At 60.5% G+C, this 21,422-nt stretch carries 25 protein-coding genes, 2 tRNA genes and 1 pseudogene; 16 read left to right on the top strand and 12 right to left on the bottom strand.

Annotation, left to right across the window (positions count from 1 at the left end; all coding sequences use genetic code 11):
• Position 1: 1 nt before the first annotated feature.
• Together M5C56_RS00200 and M5C56_RS00205 are read right to left on the bottom strand one after the other, a co-directional pair.
• A complete protein-coding gene (locus M5C56_RS00200; RefSeq protein ID WP_103498297.1) occupies positions 2-556 on the bottom strand; it encodes a hypothetical protein in 555 nt (184 codons plus the stop codon).
• Between the two features lie 109 nt (positions 557-665).
• Positions 666-1,118, bottom strand: a complete 453-nt coding sequence (locus M5C56_RS00205; RefSeq protein ID WP_103498298.1) for an SRPBCC family protein — start codon at positions 1,116-1,118, stop codon at positions 666-668.
• A gap of 368 nt (positions 1,119-1,486) precedes the next feature.
• Here M5C56_RS00205 and M5C56_RS00210 point away from each other — a divergent pair, with 368 nt between their 5' ends.
• The gene (locus M5C56_RS00210; protein ID WP_103498299.1) at positions 1,487-2,359 is read left to right on the top strand and encodes an SPFH domain-containing protein; all 873 of its coding nucleotides are present in this window, start codon (positions 1,487-1,489) and stop codon (positions 2,357-2,359) included.
• A gap of 22 nt (positions 2,360-2,381) precedes the next feature.
• On the opposite strand, the gene M5C56_RS00215 is transcribed toward M5C56_RS00210, so the two are convergent.
• The 3 genes from M5C56_RS00215 to M5C56_RS00225 form a co-directional block, all read right to left on the bottom strand.
• The gene (locus M5C56_RS00215) at positions 2,382-2,933 is read right to left on the bottom strand and encodes an NADPH-dependent FMN reductase (protein ID WP_103498300.1); all 552 of its coding nucleotides are present in this window, start codon (positions 2,931-2,933) and stop codon (positions 2,382-2,384) included.
• Positions 2,934-3,102: 169 nt separating this feature from the next.
• A tRNA-Val gene (locus M5C56_RS00220) sits at positions 3,103-3,179 on the bottom strand.
• Between the two features lie 161 nt (positions 3,180-3,340).
• Positions 3,341-3,417, bottom strand: a tRNA-Val gene (locus tag M5C56_RS00225).
• Positions 3,418-3,603: 186 nt separating this feature from the next.
• Between M5C56_RS00225 and M5C56_RS00230 the strand changes: the two genes are divergently transcribed.
• Entirely contained in the window at positions 3,604-4,887 is a 1,284-nt protein-coding gene (locus M5C56_RS00230; RefSeq protein ID WP_103498360.1) for an FAD-binding oxidoreductase, read from the top strand.
• Positions 4,888-4,915: 28 nt separating this feature from the next.
• Here M5C56_RS00230 and M5C56_RS00235 read toward each other — a convergent pair whose 3' ends face one another.
• Entirely contained in the window at positions 4,916-5,605 is a 690-nt protein-coding gene (locus M5C56_RS00235; RefSeq protein WP_103498359.1) for a hypothetical protein, read from the bottom strand.
• A gap of 225 nt (positions 5,606-5,830) precedes the next feature.
• Between M5C56_RS00235 and M5C56_RS00240 the strand changes: the two genes are divergently transcribed.
• A complete protein-coding gene (locus M5C56_RS00240) occupies positions 5,831-5,998 on the top strand; it encodes a hypothetical protein (RefSeq protein WP_177103409.1) in 168 nt (55 codons plus the stop codon).
• Between the two features lie 61 nt (positions 5,999-6,059).
• Here the strand turns inward: M5C56_RS00240 and M5C56_RS00245 are convergent, their stop codons facing one another.
• Positions 6,060-6,809, bottom strand: coding sequence for a TerC family protein (locus M5C56_RS00245; protein WP_103498358.1), 750 nt, complete (start codon positions 6,807-6,809; stop codon positions 6,060-6,062).
• A gap of 137 nt (positions 6,810-6,946) precedes the next feature.
• Here M5C56_RS00245 and nhaR point away from each other — a divergent pair, with 137 nt between their 5' ends.
• Positions 6,947-7,852 carry a transcriptional activator NhaR gene (nhaR, locus tag M5C56_RS00250; RefSeq protein WP_103498357.1) on the top strand — a complete coding sequence of 302 codons (906 nt, stop codon included), beginning with the start codon at positions 6,947-6,949 and terminating at the stop codon, positions 7,850-7,852.
• Positions 7,853-7,968: 116 nt separating this feature from the next.
• On the opposite strand, the gene M5C56_RS00255 is transcribed toward nhaR, so the two are convergent.
• Positions 7,969-8,478, bottom strand: coding sequence for a DUF1993 domain-containing protein (locus tag M5C56_RS00255; RefSeq protein ID WP_103498356.1), 510 nt, complete (start codon positions 8,476-8,478; stop codon positions 7,969-7,971).
• Positions 8,479-8,608: 130 nt separating this feature from the next.
• Between M5C56_RS00255 and M5C56_RS00260 the strand changes: the two genes are divergently transcribed.
• On the top strand, positions 8,609-9,256 hold the full coding sequence (locus M5C56_RS00260) for a DUF480 domain-containing protein (RefSeq protein ID WP_103498355.1): 648 nt from the start codon (positions 8,609-8,611) through the stop codon (positions 9,254-9,256).
• A gap of 19 nt (positions 9,257-9,275) precedes the next feature.
• Here the strand turns inward: M5C56_RS00260 and M5C56_RS00265 are convergent, their stop codons facing one another.
• Positions 9,276-10,094: a shikimate 5-dehydrogenase gene (locus M5C56_RS00265; protein ID WP_103498354.1), complete on the bottom strand. Its 819-nt coding sequence runs from the start codon at positions 10,092-10,094 to the stop codon at positions 9,276-9,278.
• A 257-nt stretch (positions 10,095-10,351) separates the two neighbouring features.
• On the opposite strand from M5C56_RS00265, the gene M5C56_RS00270 reads away from it, so the two are divergent.
• From M5C56_RS00270 to M5C56_RS00280, 3 genes are all read left to right on the top strand, one after another.
• Complete coding sequence (locus M5C56_RS00270; protein ID WP_103498353.1) at positions 10,352-10,690, top strand: hypothetical protein; 339 nt, start codon at positions 10,352-10,354, stop codon at positions 10,688-10,690.
• Between the two features lie 233 nt (positions 10,691-10,923).
• Positions 10,924-11,118 carry a hypothetical protein gene (locus M5C56_RS00275; RefSeq protein ID WP_100942792.1) on the top strand — a complete coding sequence of 65 codons (195 nt, stop codon included), beginning with the start codon at positions 10,924-10,926 and terminating at the stop codon, positions 11,116-11,118.
• Between the two features lie 110 nt (positions 11,119-11,228).
• The gene (locus M5C56_RS00280) at positions 11,229-11,411 is read left to right on the top strand and encodes a hypothetical protein (protein WP_103498352.1); all 183 of its coding nucleotides are present in this window, start codon (positions 11,229-11,231) and stop codon (positions 11,409-11,411) included.
• An 86-nt stretch (positions 11,412-11,497) separates the two neighbouring features.
• On the opposite strand, the gene M5C56_RS00285 is transcribed toward M5C56_RS00280, so the two are convergent.
• Complete coding sequence (locus M5C56_RS00285) at positions 11,498-12,058, bottom strand: hypothetical protein (protein ID WP_103498351.1); 561 nt, start codon at positions 12,056-12,058, stop codon at positions 11,498-11,500.
• A gap of 262 nt (positions 12,059-12,320) precedes the next feature.
• On the opposite strand from M5C56_RS00285, the pseudogene M5C56_RS00290 reads away from it, so the two are divergent.
• The 4 genes and pseudogenes from M5C56_RS00290 to M5C56_RS00305 all read left to right on the top strand — a co-directional run.
• Positions 12,321-12,535: pseudogene (locus tag M5C56_RS00290) on the top strand (site-specific integrase); the annotation flags it as partial.
• Between the two features lie 132 nt (positions 12,536-12,667).
• Positions 12,668-13,594 carry a D-alanyl-D-alanine endopeptidase gene (pbpG, locus tag M5C56_RS00295; protein ID WP_103498350.1) on the top strand — a complete coding sequence of 309 codons (927 nt, stop codon included), beginning with the start codon at positions 12,668-12,670 and terminating at the stop codon, positions 13,592-13,594.
• Positions 13,595-13,837: 243 nt separating this feature from the next.
• Positions 13,838-16,369 (top strand): hypothetical protein, encoded by a 2,532-nt coding sequence (locus tag M5C56_RS00300; protein WP_247262978.1) that lies wholly within the window; start codon positions 13,838-13,840, stop codon positions 16,367-16,369.
• Positions 16,362-17,198, top strand: a complete 837-nt coding sequence (locus M5C56_RS00305) for an AraC family transcriptional regulator (RefSeq protein ID WP_247262979.1) — start codon at positions 16,362-16,364, stop codon at positions 17,196-17,198. Before M5C56_RS00300 ends, M5C56_RS00305 begins: the two co-directional genes overlap by 8 nt.
• A gap of 6 nt (positions 17,199-17,204) precedes the next feature.
• Here M5C56_RS00305 and M5C56_RS00310 read toward each other — a convergent pair whose 3' ends face one another.
• Positions 17,205-17,792 (bottom strand): LysE family translocator, encoded by a 588-nt coding sequence (locus tag M5C56_RS00310; RefSeq protein WP_103498348.1) that lies wholly within the window; start codon positions 17,790-17,792, stop codon positions 17,205-17,207.
• Between M5C56_RS00310 and M5C56_RS00315 the strand changes: the two genes are divergently transcribed.
• The 3 genes from M5C56_RS00315 to M5C56_RS00325 all read left to right on the top strand — a co-directional run bounded on the left by M5C56_RS00315 (position 17,785) and on the right by M5C56_RS00325 (position 18,958).
• Complete coding sequence (locus M5C56_RS00315; RefSeq protein ID WP_177103420.1) at positions 17,785-17,931, top strand: hypothetical protein; 147 nt, start codon at positions 17,785-17,787, stop codon at positions 17,929-17,931. The genes M5C56_RS00310 and M5C56_RS00315 overlap by 8 nt on opposite strands.
• A gap of 51 nt (positions 17,932-17,982) precedes the next feature.
• Entirely contained in the window at positions 17,983-18,192 is a 210-nt protein-coding gene (locus M5C56_RS00320) for a hypothetical protein (protein ID WP_103498347.1), read from the top strand.
• A gap of 238 nt (positions 18,193-18,430) precedes the next feature.
• On the top strand, positions 18,431-18,958 hold the full coding sequence (locus M5C56_RS00325; RefSeq protein ID WP_103498346.1) for a DUF1640 domain-containing protein: 528 nt from the start codon (positions 18,431-18,433) through the stop codon (positions 18,956-18,958).
• A gap of 1 nt (position 18,959) precedes the next feature.
• On the opposite strand, the gene M5C56_RS00330 is transcribed toward M5C56_RS00325, so the two are convergent.
• A complete protein-coding gene (locus M5C56_RS00330) occupies positions 18,960-19,856 on the bottom strand; it encodes a LysR family transcriptional regulator (RefSeq protein ID WP_103498345.1) in 897 nt (298 codons plus the stop codon).
• Positions 19,857-19,996: 140 nt separating this feature from the next.
• Here M5C56_RS00330 and M5C56_RS00335 point away from each other — a divergent pair, with 140 nt between their 5' ends.
• On the top strand, positions 19,997-21,421 hold the full coding sequence (locus M5C56_RS00335) for an MFS transporter (protein ID WP_103498344.1): 1,425 nt from the start codon (positions 19,997-19,999) through the stop codon (positions 21,419-21,421).
• The last annotated feature ends 1 nt before the right edge of the window (position 21,422 follow it).

Consider the following 21,422-nt stretch of genomic DNA (forward strand, 5'->3'; position numbering starts at 1 on the left):
GTCACTTCACCTTTCTGCTCAGGTCATCGACGTTGCGTTTCAGACTGTCCAGATCACGCTGCTGATCACTGATATCGCGCTTGAGGCCGGACAACTCACTGGAACTCGAACTGGAGCTTGAGCCTGAACTGCGCTTGAGGTCGTCCACCTGGCTGGTCAACTTTTCGATAGCGCGATCCTGATCGCTGACACTGCGTTTGAGGCCGGAAAGATCGCTGCTGTTCGAACTGGAATTGGAGCCGGAACCACTGTTGCGCTTGAGTTCCTCGATGACACGTGCCTGATCGTTGATGATCTTCTTCAGGTTCTCCAATTCATCGGCATTGCGCTTCTGCAGGTTTTCCATCTTCTGCAAGTCATCCACCGTGAAATCGGTATTGCGCAGCGAGTGCCCGGAACCCGAACCACCATGGGTCGCGGCGAGATGATCAAAACCCGAAGCACTGAGATTATCGACCTCCACCGCGGCCTGGGCCGGAAGCGCCAAGCCACCCAGCAGCAGGACCAGCAAGCCAGTGGCGGGAATCGTGAACGAGGGTTTGAAACGAGCGAGCATCACTGAGCGTCCTTGTGAAGTGCCGAGATGGCACATAGCTATGACTCACTTTTCCAAAACTGGTTCCGCTCCCGATGTTCTGGCTTCAGGCTGCCCGGAACCACGGCAATCATGGGATGTCCAGCAACTGCCGCATGTTCCGATGGCGTGCATCAAAGATGCGATGCATGTACGCATCGACAAACAGCCACTCCAGCGCCGCACCACCGATAGCCCGATAGGTAACCCGGTCGGTATAGAGCGTCCCGCCCTCGGCGGCCTCGACCCGGTGCTCATGGCGAAACGCACTGAGCGGCCCCCTGACCATCTCATCGATAAAGTGCTGATTGTCTCTAACCTCACGAATACGCACGGTCCAGTTGGCCGGGATAAAACCGAACATCCAGTGCCGGAAACGGAACTCGCGCCCCAGCTCGATCCGCAGGTCGGCGATGTCGACCTTGCCCAGCGGCGTGACACGCTCCGGAAAAATCTTCGGGAAGTTGGCCCCCTCCAGGCAAAAATCGAACACTTCGGCGCAACTGCGCCCTTTGATCAACGTGGTCTTTTCCAATACAGGCATATGGCGCGCGCTCTTCAAATGGGTTTGGCAACCGGCCAGGAAACGCCGACGCCAGATTGATCATTCGACACTAGATCAATATGGCCTTCCAGCATCATTGAAAAGATAACGACCGACAGGGCACGATATTCAGTAGACCTGAACCGTCAGGGATCTCTGACGCCCAGGCCTGAGAGTCGCTTCTCAGAATGGAACTGGCCAGGTCGCTATCATATTGGGTCGCCAGTGTCGGCGGCTCGAAAGGCGCCCGGAACCGTTGCGGCGACAAGGCAAACTCAACACTATTGACCATGTTGGCGGGGCGCGCTTCCTGAACACCCAGGCAGCGTATCCAGGGAGTGCTTTCCCGCACATCAAAGGAACGAAATATGACCCGTAATATGATCGGCAGCGCGGTTGGCGGTGCGGCTGCATTGATCCTGCTCATTGTGTTTTTCGGCAGTTGGTACACCGTGGATGAAACCGAGCGCGGCGTACTTCTGAGAAACGGCGCGCTCGTCGGTGTGGTGGACCCCGGGTTGTCGTTCAAGACACCCTTCATTGAAACGGTCAAGCTGATCAGTACCCAGAGCCAGGTTTCGGCCTATGAAAATCTCCAGGCCTACAGCAAGGACCAGCAATCGGCGCAACTCAAGGTCTCGGTGTCGTGGCACGTCGCCCCTTCCGATGTCGCCAAGGTGTACACCCAGTTCAAGGATATCGAGGGCATTCGCGACCGACTGATCAGCCGCCAGGTACCGACCCAGGTCGAGAACGTCTTCGGCCAGTTCAACGCCGTGGCCGCCGTGCAGAACCGTGTCCAACTGGTCAATGATATTTCCGCCGCGATCAAGACGGCGATCACCGGGCCGGTGATGATCGACAGCGTGCAGGTCGAGAACATCGACTTCAGCGATGCCTATGAGAAAGCCATCGAGGCACGCATGGCCGCCGAGGTGCAGGTCAAGACCCGCGAACAGCAACTGGCCACCGAACAGGTCCAGGCACAGATCCGCGTGACCCAGGCACAAGCCGAGGCCGACGCACAGCTGGCGCAGGCCAAGGCCGATGCCCAGGCCACCGAACTGCGCGGCCGAGCCGAGGCGGAAGCGATCAAGGCCCGCGCCCAGGCATTGGCGAGCAACCAGAACCTGGTGGAGTTGACCAAGGCGGAGCGCTGGAATGGTGTACTGCCGACAACGGTATTGCCGAGCGGCTCCCTGCCCTTTATCGATGTCCGGCAGGAGCGCAAATCCGACTGATTGCGGGCCCGTCGAGCGGCGGCTACGAAATCGGGTTTTCCTTATCGATCCAGCCCTTGAATGCATCGAGGGCTGAAACGATTTGCTGGCCAATCAGCGGATCCGCCGCAATGCTCGCCTCATCCATTTCTTTGGCCAGCAGGTTCACAGTGATCGATGCCGGTTCGACGATATTGGCTGACATCGTTTCCAGCACCAGCCTGAGCGCCGCCTGGGCATGACTCGCCCGCGGCGATGCATTGAACAGCGCCACCGGCTTGCCGGGAAATTCGTGGCTGGCGACGAGCCAATCCAGCGCGTTCTTGAACGAGCCTGGAATGCCACGCGCATATTCGGGGCAAGAGATCAGAATGCCATCTGCCCGACCGATCAGCTCCCGCAGCGCCAAAACGATTGCCGGAGGATTGTCGGCCAGGTCCGGGTTGAAATGCGGCAACTGCCCCACCTCCAGATAATGCTGGATCGACACCCCCTGCGGACTGAGCCTCTCGGCGGCGCGAAGTAACGAGGAGTTTGAAGAGGCCGCCCGAAGGCTCCCGGAGACTGCCAGTAGCCGAACCCTTGATACCTCCACCTACACCCCCAAAAAACCAGCGTTTAAGGCCCAATGTTTAGGGAAGACAGAAAACGGTCAACCCAATAACGGATTCGATACGTCGGGCACCATTGCCAAACGCAAGACGCAAAAAAGGGCCAACCTTTCGATTGACCCTTTCTGACCGCCCAGCAGAGCGGATTTTGTTTGGTAGGCGCGATTGGACTCGAACCAACGACCCCCACCATGTCAAGGTGGTGCTCTAACCAACTGAGCTACGTGCCTGCTGTGAGGCGGCATTCTACGGATTTCCGAAAGGCTGTCAACCCCTTTTCTTTCCGCTAAGCCTATGAATATGCGTATTTTTTAGTGAACACCCGGAAAACGAAAAAAGGGCCAACCTCTCGGTTGACCCTTTCTGACCGCCCAGCAGAGCGGATTTTGTTTGGTAGGCGCGATTGGACTCGAACCAACGACCCCCACCATGTCAAGGTGGTGCTCTAACCAACTGAGCTACGTGCCTGCTGTGGGGCGACATTTTGCGGATTTTCTCAAAGCTGTCAACCCCTTTATTTCGCTAACCCCTTGAATACGCGTATTTTTTACTGATTCCCGGCGAAATCGGCTTTTTTCCCGGGTGGCTGGCGGGGGTATTTCATCTGAGGTAGGATCAGGCCACTCGTAAAAAATATAAAACAGAGGTTGCAGGATGGCGAACACCCCCTACCCCCAGTCCTATTACGCCGCTTCGGCGAATCCGGTTCCTCAACGCCCTGCCTTGCAGGATGACGTCGAGACCGATGTGTGCGTGATCGGCGCCGGTTATACCGGGCTGTCCAGCGCACTCTTTCTGCTGGAGAACGGTTTCCGGGTCACAGTGCTGGAGGCCGCCAAAGTCGGTTTCGGCGCGTCGGGCCGTAACGGCGGGCAGATCGTCAACAGCTACAGCCGCGATATCGACGTCATCGAACGCACCGTTGGCCCCAAACAGGCGCAATTGCTCGGGCAGATGGCCTTCGAAGGCGGCCGGATCATTCGCGAGCGGGTGGCCAAGTACAACATCCAGTGCGACCTGAAGGACGGGGGTGTGTTCGCCGCCATTACCAAAAAGCAGATGGGCCATCTCGAATCCCAGAAGAAGCTCTGGGAACGCTATGGCCATACCCAGCTCGAACTGCTGGACGAGCGACGCATTCGTGAAGTGGTCGGTTGCGACCAATACCTGGGCGGCATGCTCGACATGAGCGGCGGTCATATCCATCCGCTGAACCTGGCATTGGGCGAAGCGGCAGCGGTCGAGTCGCTGGGCGGGACCATCTACGAGCAGTCGCCGGCAGTGCGCATCGAACGCGGTGCCAATCCAGTAGTGCATACGCCACAGGGCAAGGTCAGGGCCAAGTTCATCATCGTCGCCGGCAACGCCTACCTGGGCAATCTGGTGCCGGAACTGTCCGCCAAATCGATGCCCTGCGGCACCCAGGTGATCACCACCGAGCCGCTGAGCGATGCGCTGGCAAAGTCGCTGCTGCCCCAGGACTACTGCGTCGAGGACTGCAACTACCTGCTGGACTATTACCGTCTTTCCGGTGACAAGCGCCTGATCTTCGGCGGCGGCGTGGTCTATGGCGCACGGGACCCGGCCAATATCGAGGCGATCATCCGGCCGAAGATGCTCAAGGCCTTCCCGCAACTCAAGGATGTGAAGATCGACTACGCCTGGACCGGCAACTTCCTGCTGACGCTGTCGCGCCTGCCGCAGGTCGGTCGCCTGGGGGACAATATCTATTACTCCCAGGGCTGCAGCGGTCATGGCGTGACCTACACCCACCTGGCGGGCAAGGTGCTGGCCGAAGCCCTGCGCGGCCAGGCCGAGCGCTTCGACGCTTTTGCCGACCTGCCGCACTACCCCTTCCCCGGCGGCCAGTTGCTGCGCACGCCGTTTACCGCCCTGGGAGCCTGGTATTACACGTTGCGGGACAAGCTGGGGGTCTGACCCCCGCAGCCTGATGCAAATATTGTCGTCAGTGCCCGGCCAAGGCCTTGGTGGCCTGGGCCGCCGCCTGTTCCTGACCGGCCTGGGCCAGGTCGTTGGCGGCTTTCAACCAGCGCTGCCGATCAACCTGGGCCGGCAATTGCGTCGGCGCCTGGACCAGCACCGCCCAACTGCCGGCACCCTTCCAGGCCGATGCAAAGGCACTGAACTTCATCGGCAGCCGAGGGCTCATGCCCGCGCGCAACAGCACGGTCTGTTTGGTCCGGTTGTAACCGACCAGCACCCCATAACGCGGGGTCGACCACACCCGCCCCTCGTTGAACCGGACCAGCACCGGATACCCGGCGGCGACCTGGGCCAGCAACGCCGACAACTCAGGGTCCAGCGGATAGACCACCATGCCGTACTCACGGGCCAGGACCTGCATGTTGCGTTCAAGGCCGTCCTCGGCTCCCGGCAATTTCAGCGGTTTCTCCAGCAACCCCGGCGTCACGCTGACACTCTGCTGCGACAGCATGGTGGCCAGGGCCATGGTGCCGCCTTGATAGGCCTCGCCACGGAAGAACGGCACGGCATTGAGCTCAACCCGCTCCGGCAGATTCCGGACCTCTGGCGAAACACCACCGCCGGCACAACCGCCCAACCCCAGCAACAATGCCCCCACCAGCCACAAGCGCCGCCCCGGTACCGTTCGAAAATTTGTTGATCCCTTGAACATCTTCACTCTCTTGGTCAATCGCCAGGCCGTTCAACACCTGACAGGCCCCCTGATCATAGGTCGCACGCCGATGTGGGTATAGCCTTTCGTTGCGATTTGCCTGACGCGATAGAGCGAAATGACTGACCCAACACGACCTTTGGTCAATGGACTGAAACACAGCAACGTCTAGACTGATCCTGGAAAGACGAAGTGAGTGAGCCCGAACGGGCGAAGGAGGCACTGATGAGCCTTGTAGCGATAATTGCACTGTTGGTGCTCGGCTGGGTCACCGTCGCAGCGGCCATGTTGTGGGGAGTCCTGAGAGTCTCCCGCCGTCACCACCACCCTGCCCTGCCGGCACAGCCCAAAACCGCCGAACAGTCCCAGGCCCGTACTGTCACTGTGCACTGACGGGCTTTTAACGAGAAAGGCCGCCTGAATCCAGGCGGCCTTTTTATTGACGCAACAGCTATCAGCCTTCTGCTACCTGACGCTTGTGTCGGGCACGCCGGGCCAGCATGTTCAAACCTTCGATCACCGCGGAGAAAGTCATGGCCGCGTAGACATAGCCCTTGGGCACATGGGCGCCGAAGCCTTCGGCGATCAGCGTCATGCCGATCATGATCAGGAAGCCCAGGGCCAGCATCACCACCGTCGGGTTGTCGTTGATAAACTTCGCCAACGGCTCGGACGCCAGCAACATCACCAGCACCGCCACTACCACCGCGATCACCATGATCGGCAGATGCTCGGTCATGCCCACGGCGGTGATGATGCTGTCGATGGAAAAGACCATGTCGAGCATCAGGATCTGACCGATCGCCGCCGCGAAACCCAGGGATATACCGGCGCTGCTGTCTTCGGTCTCCTTGGCCTCGGGGTCCATGCTGTGGTGAATCTCGGTGGTGGCCTTCCACACCAGGAACAGGCCACCGGCAATCAGGATCATGTCCTTCCAGGAGAACGCCTGGCCGAACACCTCGATCACCGGCGCGGTGAGCTTGACGATGTAGGCGATGGTGCCCAGCAAGGCCAGGCGCAGGATCAGGGCCATGCCGATACCGATACGCCGGGCCTTGGTGCGAAACTGCGCCGGCAGCTTGTTGGTCAGGATCGAGATGAAGATCAGGTTGTCGATGCCCAGCACGATTTCCATGACGATCAGCGTCGCCAGGGCAATCCAGGCGGTGGGGCTGACGGCGAGTTGCAACAGGTATTCCATGGTTCAGTCCTGATTCGGGGGTAAGGCGGCCACGTCCTGGCCCACCAATAGCGCAGCATTCTAAGGAAGTGAACACTTCAGGAAAATTCGTATTTTTAAGCGCTATACTTCGGTTTTAACGAACTGAATAGAGCCTGATGCTCAATTATCGCCAGTTGCACTATTTCTGGGTCGTGGCCAGGACCGGCAGTATCGTCAGGGCCTGCGAGCAGTTGAACCTGACGCCACAAACCATCAGCGGCCAGATCAGCCTGCTGGAGCAGACCTTTGGCGTGGAGTTGTTCCGCAAGGCCGGACGACAGTTGGAACTGACTGAAGCCGGGCGCCGGACCCTGCCCTATGCCGAGCAGATGTTCCAATTGGGCAACGAACTGGAAGCCATGTTGCGCACCCAGCCGAACGAGCAGCAGCGACTGCTGCGGGTCGGGGTCGCGGATGTGGTGCCCAAATCCATCGTCTATCGCCTGATCGCGCCGACCATGGAGTTGGATGAGCCGATCCGTATCACCTGCCGCGAAGACAAGCTCGAACGCCTGCTCGCCGACCTGGCGATCCAGCGCCTGGACCTGGTGATTTCCGACAGCCCCATGCCTGGTCATCTGGACATCAAGGGCTATAGCCAGAAGCTGGGGGAATGCGGGATCAGCTTTTTTGCCACATCGGCACTGGCAGCGCGCCATGCCGAGGATTTTCCACGTTGCCTGCATGGCGCACCGCTGCTGATTCCCGGACAGGAAAGCGTGGTGCGCAGCCGGCTCTTGCGCTGGTTCGCCGAACAACACCTGCACCCGAGGATCGTCGGCGAGTTCGACGACAGTGCCCTGATGCAGGCATTCGGCCAATCCGGCAGCGGGATTTTCATTGCCCCGAGCGTGATCGCCGAGGAGGTATGCCGGCAGTACGGCGTCAAGCTGATCGGCCAGACCGATGCGGTAAGCGAGTCGTTCTATGCGATCTCGGTGGAGCGCAAGGTCAAGCACCCTGGCATTGTTGCCATTACCGAGGGCGCTCGACGCGAGCTGTTTACCACGCAGGAAGACTAAGCGCTGACCGTGCGGGATTTCGCGCTCAACAGAAGGTTTGCGGCAAGCGGGCAAGCCCGCTCACCACAAGGTCTCACCGGCCAATCAGATTTGAACCGGTATCGAGCCGTACGAAATCAGAACGCGCCCATGTAGTCACGCTTGCCGATTTCCACGCCGTTGTGGCGCAGGATCGCGTAGGCAGTGGTCACGTGGAAGAAGAACTGTGGCAGGCCGTAAGTCAACAGGTAGGCCTGGCCAGTGAAGCGCTTCTCTTTAGGAGTACCCGGACGGGTCACGATCTCGATGCCTTCCTTACCGTCGATCTTGCCCGGGGTGATGGTGTCCAGGTGAGCCAGCACCTTGCTGATCAATGCCTGCAGTTCGGCGAAGGTGGTTTCGCTGTCCGGGTAGGACGGCACGTCGATCTCGGCCAGACGCGAAGAAACGCCCTTGGCGAAATCGACTGCGATCTGCACCTGACGGTTCAGCGGGAACATATCAGGGGCCAGACGGGCTTGTACGAAAACGCTCGGATCGATGTTCTTTGCCACCGCATGGGCTTCGGCCTTGTTCAGAACGTCGCTCAAGGCATTGAGCATTTGCTTGAAGACCGGAATGGAAGCTGCGTACAGGGAAATGGTCATGAGGATCTCGCAGTGAAAATGGCAGGAGTGAAGCTGGGCGATTATAGCCAGGGTGAAGCGTATAGCGGCTTGTCTTTTTACGGCTGAAGGCCCTACGCTTACGACCTTTCAACGCACAGGGAAAAGCACTATGGGCAGCGAGCAAGAGACTTCCGTCGACCAGCCACAATTGAACAGCACGGAAATTCGCATCCTGGGCTCCTTGATTGAAAAACAGGCCACCAGCCCGGAAACCTACCCCCTGACCCTCAATGCCCTGGTGCTGGCCTGCAACCAGAAAACCAGCCGCGAACCGGTGACGAACCTCAACCAGGGCCAGGTCGGCCAGAGCCTGCGCGCCCTTGAAGGCCGTGGCTTTACGCGCCTGGTGATGGGCAGCCGTGCCGACCGCTGGGAGCATCGGGTCGAAAAGGCGCTGGAACTGGTGCCGGCCCAGGTGGTGTTGATCGGCCTGCTGTTCCTGCGTGGCCCGCAGACGGTCAACGAACTCCTGACCCGCAGCGGCCGGATGCATGATTTCGAAGACAGCGAGCAGGTCGTGCATCAATTGGAGCGCCTGATCGCCCGTGGCCTGGCCCTGCTGATTCCAAAACAGGCCGGGCAGCGGGAAGACCGCTACACCCACGCCCTGGGCGACCCGGCGGATATCGAAGCCATCCTCGCGGCCCGTCAGCAAGGACCCGAGCGCAGTGCGGTCGGCGCGGTGTCCGTGGAGCGTATCGAAGAGCTGGAAGCCCGGATCGCGGCGCTTGAAGAACGTCTGGCGCGATTGGAATAACCACCGCCAGACGCTTCATTCAACTGCGCGCAAAGGCCACCGCCTTCTGGAACTGCTCTTCGCTGGGCCGCACACCGGTGTACAGCACGAACTGTTCCAGCGCCTGGATGGCAATCACTTCAAGCCCGGTGATCACCCGCTTGCCCAGGGCCCTGCCGCGTAGAATCAACGGGGTTTCCGAGGGCACCGCGACCACATCGAACAGCGTGTCGGCCGCCTCCACCGCCGCGGCCTCGAAGGCCAGCTGATCCGCTTCCGGGCCGCCGCTCATGCCGATCGGCGTGACATTGACCAACATCTGCGGGCGTAACGCCCCCAACTCCGCCTGCCATTCATAACCGCAACTCTGCGCCAGCGCCCTGCCCGCTGCTTCATTGCGGGCCATAATTACGCCATTACGGTAACCGCCATCCCGCAGGGCCGACGCCACGGCCTTGGCCATGCCGCCGCTGCCGCGTAGCGCGAAGCTGATGTCCTTGGGCACCGCATGGGTCTCAAGCAACTGCGCAATGGCGATGTAATCGGTGTTATAGGCCTTCAGATGGCCAGCGGTGTTGACGATGGTATTGATGGACTGAATCGCCGCGGCGGACGCGTCCAGTTCATCCACCAAGGCGATGCACGCTTCCTTGAACGGCATCGACACCCCACAGCCCCGAATACCCAGGGCCCGAATCCCACCGACCGCGCCGGTCAGGTCCTGGCTGCTGAACGCCTTGTAGTAAAAGTTCAGGTCTAGTTGCTCATAAAGATGATTGTGGAAACGCAAACCGAAATTCCCGGGGCGCCCCGACAACGACATGCACAACTGGGTGTCTTTGTTGGGGTTCATCTGCATGTTTCATCTCCTGAAGGGGTGTTTTCGGATAAATGGGATAGGCATTTACCCAGCTTTCGTCGATCATAGCGACCAGCTGAAGGCTCTGGCACCTGGCCTCGGATAGCTGTCAAAGAAGCCGCGCCAAGAACCTTACACAAAATTTACTCAACGGCTGTGCAATTTTTCAGAAAGTCGTTGTCATAGAAGTATCCCCACGACAGTCCTTGAGTCTATTGCAGACAACAAGCGCTGGGGTTGGAACCCGAGGAATAATCATGATTCGTACAATCCCCAAGATAGCCTTGCTCGTTGGTGCACTCGCTGTCGCAGGCCAGGCCTCTGCCCATGGTGGCAACTGGGTCGGCCCTGCCTTGTTGGGTGGCGTGATCGGCGGAGCCATCGTCGGTTCGGTGATGTCAGAGAGCCGCCCGGCTTATGTTCAGCAGCCCGTGTATGTGCAACCGGCCCCGGTCTATGTACAGCAGCCGCCTCCGGTCTATGTCCAACAACCGGTCTATGTCCAGCCGGCCCCGGTCTACGTCCAGGGTGGCTACTATGGCCGTCCGGTGTACTACGGTCATCCGCATTACTACGGCGGTGGCCCACGCTGGTAATCGACAGGCAGAACATCCAGGCCCTGCTCGCAAGAGCGGGGCTTTTTTTTGCGATATCCAAGCGTCGATGTCTGAATTGCGCCAGCAAAGGTCGCAGGCAAGACAACCGCCCAGCGGCAATAAAAGGCATGATATGACCTGTCGTCGCCCAGGACGGGCCTTAATACGACTGTCATATTTATGCCATGCCCGATCAGCAAGATCAGGCTGAATGATAAGAACAAGGACGAACCATGCCTACGCAGAACCCACATCGTACCGCTGGCCTCTGCACATCCAGCAAGGTCTACAGCGCCCTCACCGAGCTCAAGCAGCTCGAAGGCCACCGCACGGCCAAATTCCTCTCCTTGCTGGCCGAGAATCTCGTCCGCAAAGGGCTGCTGAATGAGCAGGAAGTGCTGAAGATGCTAGACCAGGTCGTCGACTGACGCACTCTATTGCTACCTGTCGATCTCGTCGATGTCCACTATCGAGCACGATGATTTTCCTCCGATCGGGCCGGGCCTTAAGGTAGCGCCATAGATTGATGGAGGTCCTCATGGCCAAGATACAAATCATGTCCGTAATCGGCAGTGCCGTTCCCGCCTCGCTCAGAGAGCTGGGTCTGCTCGCCTGCTGGTACCTGGTTCGAGACGGTGTACCGATCAGTGGACCTTTCACTTCTTTGATGGCCGCCAAGACTTCGTCGCAAAGTATGAACCTCTCGGCATTGAACGCCTGACCAGCCCAAGATTCCCGAAAACGTGCGTTGCTCCGCACACCCCTTTGCCCGCATACGTTGCGGGCTTTTTTATGGGCGTGCACTGATCAGCCGCGCTCGGCCAAGGCAGCATTGACCTGGGAACGGTGGATGAGCTTCTGCAGGCGCTTCTCCAGTTCGATCATCACCACACGGTCGCTGCGACCACTTTCCAACTCATCGATCAGCGCTTGGGTCACCTGGCGCAGTTCATGGCTGATGACGATCCGGTCGTCGTTCAGATCGTGTTTGTGGGACTCGAACAGGCGGTGCAGGAAATCATCGAGGGTGCGCTGGCAACGATGCCGGTCCGTGGCCCGCAAGTGCACCAGATTGGCGCTGATACGACCCAGCAGATCCAGCAGCTCAATGCCAAAGTAGTGCAGCCGCCGCGCATACCCGACATCGCGCTCACGGCGTTGTTTGCGCTGCTCCTGGAATTCCTGCTTGCGCTGGATTGCGGGCACACTGATAGCCACCATCAGGCCGACCACCAGGCCCACGGCCTGAATCCAGCCATACCAATCCGCCGATTTCGGAAAGAAAGCAAAGCCCAGCAACAGAACCGCCACCATCCCTGCCCAGACCACCATGGGCAGGTAATCCCTGCTGATCAAACCCTTCGGCATTGCCGGACTCCTGAGTCATTGGATCGCGTCGATTACGTCGCAAGCGCCGATGCTAATCGGTCCGCGAGGCCCGCACCACCACGTATCAGGCTGGGTACACAATTAAATAGCCATCACTTATCCGGCGTCCTGGCAAACATAGCAAAGAAGCGCGACAACGACCGCCGACGCGTCCGCAAGTCGTTTCCATTCGTGTTCCAACCGGCAGGAAACTCAGCGCGTCACGACCCCGACCAGCCCGTTCGAAAAGGCACCGAAAAGCCTGAAAATATGGGGTCGCAATCCATACAACTGCCGCCATACGTACGCTACTATGTGTCTTATGGCCAGCATGCATCCAGCCTTCATCGCCGGCCAGTTAGGACACAGCGTTCAGGTCCTCCTGCCGACCCATGCATGCTGGCTTAGCTCACCACGGATTGGACCGAGATCAGGAAGCTCGAAGAGAGAATGGGTACAACATTGGTACAAGAGTAAATTTTGTGTCAGTTAAGCCCAATATCTACAGAGGTGTGGCAACTTTCTGAACTATATTCATAAAATGTAACGTTTTTTTGAGAACGACCCGTTACCTACGGTTTACCCATTATTTTTTGCGAGTCCATCCGCGTGAACATTCGTCATTCCATCTTCGGCCTGGTTTTTGTCCTGGCAGGCGCCGCCATCACCCCTAACGTAGAAGCCCGCGAGACCGTCTCCGCCCCCCGTGATACCCGTCATCTGCAAGTCGCTTCCGGCAGCGCCCTGGTCGTCGATCTGCAAACCAACAAGACCCTGTACTCCAGCAACCCGGACGTGATCGTGCCGATCGCCTCGGTGACCAAGCTGATGACCGCCATGGTAGTGCTGGACGCCAAGCTGCCGATGGACCAGTACATCTCGGTGAACATCGCCGATACCCCGGAAATGAAAGGCGTGTTCTCCCGGGTCAAGCTCAACAGCGAGCTGCCGCGCAAGGAAATGATGCTGATCGCCCTGATGTCGTCGGAAAACCGTGCGGCGGCCAGTCTCGCCCACCACTACCCGGGCGGCTACGCGGCCTTTATCGCGGCGATGAATGCCAAGGCCCGGTCCCTGGGCATGATCAATACCCACTATGTGGAACCCACTGGCCTGTCGGTCCATAACGTCTCCACCGCCCGCGACCTCAGCAAGTTGCTGATGGCCGCACGTCACTATCCGATGTTGAGCGAACTGAGCACCACCAGGGAAAAGACCGTGGCGTTCCGCAAGCCCAACTACACCCTGGGCTTTCACAACACCGACCATCTGGTCAATAAAGACAACTGGGACATCAAGATCACCAAGACCGGCTTCACCAACCAGGCCGGTCACTGCCTGGTACTGGTCACCAACATGGGCGGTCGCCCGGTGGCGTTGGTGATTCTCGATGCGTTCGGCAAGTACACCCATTTCGCCGATGCCAGCCGGATCCGCAACTGGATCGAAACCGGCAAGAGCGGTGGCGTACCGGATGTGGCCCTGCGCTACAAGTCCGAGAAGAACCTCAAGAGCCGCGACCAAGCGTCAAAGTAAGCCCTGATACCGTGGCCCGATTCTTCGGGCCACGTGCTGTCGTGCTCGGGTGCCTGTTCCTGCGCGCCTATCACCTGGCTGAACTGGGTCCGTCAGTCTGCCTCGCCGGCAGTGATGTGACTTCGACGGCCCTGCTCGATCAGCCACAAGCGGAGTCCAATCCGTCGCCATAAGCCCAAAGGTGCCGCCGCGCACCCAAACCGGCATAATCGCGCTCCGCCTCCGTCGAACAGGACGTCACCCGTGAGCGCCGCACGCACCCCAACCCGCGAGAACAAAAACATCGGCCGCCTGTTGCTCGAACTGCTGTGGCTGCTCCTGGTACTGCTGGTGCCGATGTTCTTCGTCACGATCCTCCCGCCTTTGCTCGCCCTGGCCGTGGTCATCGTCTGCGCCGGGGCGATGTGGGTCTGTGTGAACGTCGGTTGGCCCAAAGGCGGACGAGCCTTTGCCCGGCTGATGATCTCGGCGGTCTTTGGCCTGGGCTTCAGCCTCGGCCGGGCACTGCCCGATTACTGGGACATCGCGGCTGCCTGCCTGGCGATTTTCCCCGGGCTGGCTTGCGTGAGCATTTGGGAGAAGCACCTGGGCCTGGTAAAGCCCACCACGCAGACCCCACCCGCTGGCAGCGGTGCCAGTGCCTGGGGTGGCCAGGAGCCAACACTGACGCCCGAAGGCGAGCCGATCCGGGTGTTCAACCACGGCGAAATCGCCATGGGCGGCCCGGTGATGTGCGACTACCTGTTTCCCGACGGCACCCTGCTCGAAGGACTGGGCGCCTCGGCGCGCTTTTCCAGTGACGCCCGCTACTTCGCCGCCCCCATTCCGTCGCGCAGCAGTTGGGGCCTGGTAATCCTCGACCGCACCTTGCACCGCCTCTATCGCTGCCAGGCGGATCAGTTCTGGGAACTGGATACTTTCAATGAGCAAGGCCTCGGTGGGCGTTACAGTCCGTTGGTGGACAACGGTTCCCACCAGCACTCCCTTGAAGAGTTATTGCAAGACGCCCAAGCCATCGACCTGCTCCCAGTCAGCGATCTCTGGCTGGAACCGGGCAACTGGCAACAAGCCCTGGCCCGGCAACAGATCGAATATCGCTCCCCCGATGGTCGGCATCGGCTAAATGGCCAACTGACCCTGCCCGATAGCCTGAGGGAACTGGACCAACCGACCCGCCCGATCAACCATCCCGATTACCGGCTCAGCGTCGATAACGCCCCTTCATTCTTGTTGATCTCGGCCCAGACGCCGATTGTCTGGAGCGCCGACAGCCGCAGCCTGATCTGTCGGGCCCGCACAATGGACTCGTCAGAGCCGCACCAAGCGCTATGGCTCTGGCAGCAGGATCGGGGCTGGCGCCCCCTGCGCAGCCCCTGGAGCCGCGACAACCGCAGCCCTAGCGGATACTGGAGCCAACCGGTGGCGCTGGACGAGCAGCAGGTCTGGCTGGAGAGCGAGCTACCGCTGTCGCAACCCGACAACGGACATTACGGCTACCAGTTGCACAGTATCCACAGTGACTCGCAGATTCTGGTCGGCCACGACCCTCTGGGCCGCGAGCAGACTACCGAATGGAACAGGCCCCGTATCCGCCTGGTCCTGCCACTGGACAGCGACGGGAGCACGGCCAGCGTAACCATCGAGTCAGAGCCGCTGGCGAATGGCACCCACGCCCACTTCACCTTGCTCCAGGACGATCAGCACGACTCAGCCGGCTACCAGTGCCGGATCGGCGACTGGACCCTGCCCGGCCTTTGGCGCCTGGATCATCGAGTGAGCGACTGCTCCCATTATCTGGCGCTGGTGCCGTTTGCCCTGCATCCGGCGGTGCCCGACCGCGTGATGGTGGCCGATCCCCGGCAACATCGGCTGATCGAGAGTCCACTGATGCGGGTCGCCGGGCTGGTGGATTTCAAGGCGGCGACGCTGAGCGTCGCAGTGATTGTCGGGCGCCTGCCGCGGGACGTCGCCAGTACGCCGCTGCAACGTTTTACCGAAGCCGTCCCTGATGCGTCCCAAGCCGCCGAGTTCTGCCGATACCGCGAAGACTCGCGCCTCTACTACGAGCTGCGCAGACTGCAATTGAGTGGCGACAACCTGCAAGATTTGCCCGCCTGGCGTTGGGTCAAGCAGCCACAGATCGCCAGCGCCGAAGGCGAGTTTATCCAACCCTCCCCGACCGGCCTGGACGCCGCCTGGCTGTTCGGCACCAGTACCGAATACGGCGACGATCTGGGGCGCGGGCATATTGCTCGCCTGGGCGGACACCTGCTGACCGCTTCCGGCTGTGCCCTGTCGGACCTGGCCCCCTCCATGGCCTGGTCGCCGAAGGGACGCTACCTTGCGCTGACCCGACTCTATCTCGACCATCGCGACTTCGCTGACAGCTACAATCGCAGCGCCTGGAAACTCCTGCTGCTGGATGTCGAGGCACACACCTTGCGCACCGCACCCGGCTGGCTGGGCAACCGACCACAGCTCATCGACTTTGCTGCCGACGCCCTGCACTTGCGCCAGTTCGAAGCGGACTGGGATCAGCGGGATGGCTCCGACCCGGGTACTCGTGTGAAGATCGCCTTGAAAGAGATACTGGAGTGGCCGTGCGAACCCTTGCAACTGCAAGCAGGCCTCTGGCTGACAGCCGCCGAGGCGGCTCATGCCCAGGCTTGGCAAACCCTGGAAAGACCGGAACCGCTTCGACTTCTGCAGGAACAGGCTAGGCTACAGACCAGTCGCCGCCCCGAATCATCTCGCACCGGACCCGCTCGTGAGTAAATCGTCCTCAACCGTCCCTGATGACAAGGCCCCCTACTTCTGGCGGGACGAATGCCTGCCCTTCATCGAGGCCCGCTCGATCCAGGACGGCCGCAAGGTCTGCTATTCCCGGCATTCCCACGAACACTTCTCGATCGGTGCGATCACCCACGGCCAGAGCACCTACATCAACGAGCAGAACCAATGGCGGGTCGCGGCCGGCACCGTGGTGCTGATGAATCCGGGTGAGGTGCATGCCTGCAACCCCATCGAAGACCAGCCCTGGGCCTATCGCATGTTCTATGTCGAAATAGCCTGGCTGACATCACTGCAACATGAACTGGGGTTCAGCCCGGATCTGGACTTTCGGGCATTTTCCACGCCCCATACCCGCGATCCGGCACTCTATGAAGGCTTGAACAGCCTGTACGAAACCCTGGTGGACGACGAGCTCGCGCTCCTGGAAAAACAGTGCGCCCTGGTCGAGTTCTTCACCCTGCTGCAGCACCGTTTGAACCCGGCGCCACGGCCGGCTCGGGAGATCAACCAGAAACTGGAACGGGCTGCGGCCTACATTCATAAACACTGCACTGAAGCCCTGAAGCTGGAAGACATCTGCCAGGCCGCGCAGTTGTCGGCGTCGTACCTGACCCGCGCCTTCAAACAGCATTACGGCATGACGCCCCACGCCTTCCTGGTCAACCGGCGCATCCAGTACGCACGCAATCGGCTGCGCCGTGGCGGCCTGATCGCCGACGTCGCGCTGGAGGCCGGCTTCGCCGACCAGGCGCACTTCCAACGGGCATTCAAACAACACTTGGCCGCGACACCGGGGCAGTATCGCGGTTGATTCGCCTCAAGGCAGCAACAGGTAGATCGCGCTGAGGGCCAGCAACAAGGCCATCAGCCGATTGAACAGGCGCATGCCCTTGGGATTGTCCAGATAGTGCCGCAGAAAGGTTCCGGCAAATCCCCAACAGGCAATCGAGCCGTAGCAGATCACGAAGTACACCGCCGCGAATTGCCACACCAACCGCGCTTCGCCATTGGCCGCAAACGCCCCCATCCCCGCCACGCAGGCCAGCCAGGCCTTGGGATTGAGCCACTGCATCACCGCGCCGACCGTCATCGTCGGCTGTTTGCCGGACTGGCTGGTATTGAGACCGCCATCGTCGAGCGCCAGCTTCAAGGCCATGTACAACAGGAACGCCACACCGGCCAGCTGGATCACCCGGGTCAAACTCGGCACGAACAACAGCAGCTCATTCAACCCGAGGCCGATCAGGACCAGCAACAGGGTGAAGCCCAGGGTCGCGCCCGTCACGTGCCGCAAGCTAGCACGCCAGCCGAACTGTGCACCGGCGCTCAGGGCCACGATATTGACCGGACCGGGGGTTATGGAAGAGGCCAGCGCAAAGGCCGCCATGGAAACAAGAATGCTCATCGTCTACCTTCTGCATGAGTGGATGTCGGGGCTGAAGGTACCCATGCGCACGGGCGGCGGTATTGAAGAAAACTCCCCTGTACAGCCTTTTGCCCCACAGACGAAATGTTTCATCCAGCAAAGCGTTCAAGCGGCGTAAGATAAACAAGGTGTTAATCGTGCATCGTATCCAGCCAGGGGAAACCGAACCATGAAGCCGAACCTCGTCAAAGTCGCGCTGGTAATGAGCGCCCTGCTGTTGAGCGCCTGCTCCGGCACGAGCACGATGACCAGCAACAGTGCCTGCTATACCGAAAGCTGTAACCAGCACTACGACAGCAAACCGGTCACCCAGAGTTTTGGCGCCTCGAACCTGGGCAGCAGCTTCCGTGAGTACGGCACCAGCATGCTGCGCGACTAAGCTCAATCGCTGATCAACGGCTGGCTGCATCCCCCGGCAGCCACGTTGATTGGCACGCAAAAAGCCAAGCCTGGTCCTGCTATCTCATAGGAAATGTCCGACTTTCCACTCCCTAGCTTTACGTCGATTATCTGAATCTGGACCGCTGTCCCCGACAGCGCCTGCCCAGCCCTCGCTTTTGACGGGAGCCTGCCGTCAAGCGGTGCCTTCTGGTCACTTGTCCCTTGCAGGAGATACGATGAAGCTATCGATGAACTTATACGACGCGCTGACGAGCATCAATGTCCCTCCGAACAAGGCCAAGGCGGTTGTAAATGCCTGGGAGTCGGATATGGAAAAATTCGCGACAAAGTCTGATCTGCTCCGCACCGAGACCCAGTTGCAAACGTCGATTACGGAGTTGGGCTCAGAAGTTCGCTCACTGGGTACCGAACTGCGCGCACTGATCAATGAGCAGGGTGCAGAACTGCGAGCCTCCATAAAAGAGCAAGGCGCGGAACTGCGAGAGTCCATGACGAAACAAGGCACAGAACTGCGAGAAGCCATGACGAAGCAGGGCGCGGAGCTGCGAGAGGCCATGACGAAGCAAGGCGCAGAACTGCGAGAGGCCATTACAGAACAAGGTGCAAAATTCCAGGTATCCGTTGCTGAAATGGACTCACAGAACAAGATCCTGCGCTGGCAGCTCAGCATCCTGCTCGTCTGCATCACCATTCCCCTGCTCAAGCTGGCTTACGATATGCTGATCAAGTTCACCTTGAACTGAGTCACTTCAGCTGCGCGCAGACTTGCCGAAGGCACCCGCGCAGCCAGCGGTGCGCGGGATCGGCATCCAGCCGCGGATGCCAGAGCATGGCAACCGTGAACGTCGGCAGCGAGAACGGAAGTTCAAAGCTGTGCATACGGGTACGCAGGTTGCCGGTGTGGCGCTCGGGCACGGTGGCGATCAAATCGGTGGATCGGGCCAGCGACAGCGCAGTCGAAAATCCGGCAACAAACGTAGCCACCTCCCGTGAAAACCCAAGCCGCTCCAGCGCCTCATCGACAGCGCCCTTGTCGAGCACTCGCCGCGCAACACCGATATGCTGGCCGGCCGCATACCGTGCAGGAGTCATTTCACCCTGACCCAGCGGATGCTCCCGGCGCACCACGCCAATAAAGCGATCGCGAAACAGCGCCTGGGTCAGCAACTCAGGACCTTGGCTGCTGCCCACCACACCGGTTTCCAGATCGACACTGCCATCGCGCAGTGGCGCGCTGTCCTTGTCCGGTTTCTGCAGGAAGCGTAGGCGCACCCCGGGCGCCTCTTCAGCGATCCGGGCCAGCAGCGCAGGACCGAAACTCTCCACAAAACCGTCACGGGTGCGCAGTGTGAACGTGCGGACCAGTTGCTTGAGGTCCAACTGCCCGACAGGTCGCAGCACGGCTTCGGCGTCCTGTACCAACTGCGCGACCCGCTCGCGCAACTCCAGTGCCCGGGGCGTGGGCACCAGGCCACGCCCTGCCCTGACCAACAACGGATCACCGGTGGTTTCCCGCAAACGCGCCAGCGCCCGGCTCATTGCCGAGGGGCTGAGATGCAGGCGCCGGGCAGCGCGCGCCACGCTGCCTTCGGCCAGCAGCACATCCAGGGTGACCAGTAGATTGAGATCGGGTGTGGACATGGACCGCCCCTTGGCATGGCCTGATCGGATAGCGCGTCAAACGCACGAGTACAGTGCAAACGGTGCACCTTCCGCCATGTTAGGCGCCGGCGTAGATTTCTGACAGCTCTGCGTTGGGAGCGGCCGAAAAGAGAAACCGGATGAAACCGATCACTGCAGGACCCGAAAAACTCGCGACGGACACCGAGCCACACACACCGTCGGCACGCTGGGCACTGGCCGGCTTGTCGCTGTCGATGCTGCTGTCATCCCTTGGCACCAGCATCGCCAACGTCGGCCTGCCCACCTTGGCCCAGGCGTTCAACGCGTCCTTCCAGAACGTGCAATGGATCGTCCTCGCCTACCTGCTGACGATCACCACCCTGATCGTCAGCGTAGGCCGGCTGGGTGATCTCACCGGTCGGCGGCGCCTGCTCCTGACCGGCATCGCCCTGTTCACCCTGGCCTCGACGCTCTGTGGTTTCGCCCCCACGCTGGGTCTGCTGATCGGCGCGCGGGCGCTACAAGGCGTCGGCGCGGCGATCATGATGGCCCTGACCCTGGCGTTTGTCGGCGAAACAGTGACCAAGGCCCGCACCGGCAGTGCCATGGGCTTGCTGGGTACCATGTCCGCCATCGGCACGGCCCTGGGCCCCTCACTGGGCGGGTTCCTGATCGCCGGGCCGGGCTGGCGCGCGCTCTTCCTCATCAGTGTGCCGCTGGGTGTGCTGGCGTTTATCCTCAGCCACCGCCACCTGCCCGCAGATCGTCAAAGGACTCAGCACGAGCGAAGCGGTTTCGACCCACTGGGTACACTGCTACTGGCGCTGACACTGGCGGCCTATGCGCTGGCCATGACCCTGGGACGCGGCCACTTCGGCCTGCTCAATATCAGCCTGCTAGCGATGGCAGCCCTCGGCCTTGGCCTGTTCGTGTTGACCGAGGCCAAGGTCGCTTCGCCGCTGATTCGCCTGGTGATGTTCCGTGACCTCAGGCTGAGCGGGAGCCTGCTGATGAGCGGGCTCGTCTCGGCGGTGATGATGGCGACGCTGGTGGTCGGTCCGTTCTATCTGGCGCGAGGGCTGGGATTGGACGCGGCTGGGGTCGGATTGGCGCTCTCAGCCGGGCCTTGTGTCTCGGCGCTGACCGGAGTGCCGGCGGGCCGACTGGCAGACCGCTTTGGCGCACAGCGCATAACGGTTGTCGGTCTGATGGCCATGACCGTCGGCTGCCTTGCGCTGTCGCTAGTGCCGCAGACCCTCGGGCTGGGCGGCTACATCAGCCCGCTGGTCGTTGTCACTATCGGCTATGCCCTGTTCCAGGCGTCCAACAACAGCGCCGTCATGGGCGAGGTCGGCACGCAGCAACGGGGCGTCGTTTCCGGCCTGCTCAATCTGTCGCGTAATCTCGGGCTGATCACTGGAGCATCGGCACTGGGTGCGGTGTTTGTGTTCGCTTCAAAGGCAGCCGACATCACCAGCGCGTCCCCCGAAGCCGTCGCCAGCGGCATGCGAACGACCTTTGCCACGGCACTGGCACTGGTTGTCGTCGCACTGGCCGTGGCGCTGGTCGTCAAGAAAAGATAAC

Origin of the sequence: Pseudomonas sp. MWU13-2862 (genome assembly GCF_023242495.1) — a bacterium.
Classification (GTDB): domain Bacteria; phylum Pseudomonadota; class Gammaproteobacteria; order Pseudomonadales; family Pseudomonadaceae; genus Aquipseudomonas; species Aquipseudomonas gingeri_D.

Bases quoted from the DNA above. Each gene is read 5' to 3' on its own strand.
- M5C56_RS00235 (WP_103498359.1), bottom strand. From the start codon at position 5,605: ATGTTCAAGGGATCAACAAATTTTCGAACGGTACCGGGGCGGCGCTTG.
- M5C56_RS00280 (WP_103498352.1), top strand. From the start codon at position 11,229: ATGGCCAAGATACAAATCATGTCCGTAATCGGCAGTGCCGTTCCCGCC.
- M5C56_RS00200 (WP_103498297.1), bottom strand. From the start codon at position 556: ATGCTCGCTCGTTTCAAACCCTCGTTCACGATTCCCGCCACTGGCTTG.
- M5C56_RS00330 (WP_103498345.1), bottom strand. From the start codon at position 19,856: ATGTCCACACCCGATCTCAATCTACTGGTCACCCTGGATGTGCTGCTG.
- M5C56_RS00275 (WP_100942792.1), top strand. From the start codon at position 10,924: ATGCCTACGCAGAACCCACATCGTACCGCTGGCCTCTGCACATCCAGC.
- M5C56_RS00245 (WP_103498358.1), bottom strand. From the start codon at position 6,809: ATGGAATACCTGTTGCAACTCGCCGTCAGCCCCACCGCCTGGATTGCC.
- M5C56_RS00255 (WP_103498356.1), bottom strand. From the start codon at position 8,478: ATGACCATTTCCCTGTACGCAGCTTCCATTCCGGTCTTCAAGCAAATG.
- nhaR (WP_103498357.1), top strand. From the start codon at position 6,947: ATGCTCAATTATCGCCAGTTGCACTATTTCTGGGTCGTGGCCAGGACC.
- M5C56_RS00210 (WP_103498299.1), top strand. From the start codon at position 1,487: ATGACCCGTAATATGATCGGCAGCGCGGTTGGCGGTGCGGCTGCATTG.
- M5C56_RS00265 (WP_103498354.1), bottom strand. From the start codon at position 10,094: ATGCAGATGAACCCCAACAAAGACACCCAGTTGTGCATGTCGTTGTCG.
- M5C56_RS00335 (WP_103498344.1), top strand. From the start codon at position 19,997: ATGAAACCGATCACTGCAGGACCCGAAAAACTCGCGACGGACACCGAG.
- M5C56_RS00270 (WP_103498353.1), top strand. From the start codon at position 10,352: ATGATTCGTACAATCCCCAAGATAGCCTTGCTCGTTGGTGCACTCGCT.
- M5C56_RS00325 (WP_103498346.1), top strand. From the start codon at position 18,431: ATGAAGCTATCGATGAACTTATACGACGCGCTGACGAGCATCAATGTC.
- M5C56_RS00260 (WP_103498355.1), top strand. From the start codon at position 8,609: ATGGGCAGCGAGCAAGAGACTTCCGTCGACCAGCCACAATTGAACAGC.
- M5C56_RS00285 (WP_103498351.1), bottom strand. From the start codon at position 12,058: ATGCCGAAGGGTTTGATCAGCAGGGATTACCTGCCCATGGTGGTCTGG.
- M5C56_RS00310 (WP_103498348.1), bottom strand. From the start codon at position 17,792: ATGAGCATTCTTGTTTCCATGGCGGCCTTTGCGCTGGCCTCTTCCATA.
- M5C56_RS00240 (WP_177103409.1), top strand. From the start codon at position 5,831: ATGAGCCTTGTAGCGATAATTGCACTGTTGGTGCTCGGCTGGGTCACC.
- M5C56_RS00230 (WP_103498360.1), top strand. From the start codon at position 3,604: ATGGCGAACACCCCCTACCCCCAGTCCTATTACGCCGCTTCGGCGAAT.
- M5C56_RS00320 (WP_103498347.1), top strand. From the start codon at position 17,983: ATGAAGCCGAACCTCGTCAAAGTCGCGCTGGTAATGAGCGCCCTGCTG.
- M5C56_RS00315 (WP_177103420.1), top strand. From the start codon at position 17,785: ATGCTCATCGTCTACCTTCTGCATGAGTGGATGTCGGGGCTGAAGGTA.
- M5C56_RS00205 (WP_103498298.1), bottom strand. From the start codon at position 1,118: ATGCCTGTATTGGAAAAGACCACGTTGATCAAAGGGCGCAGTTGCGCC.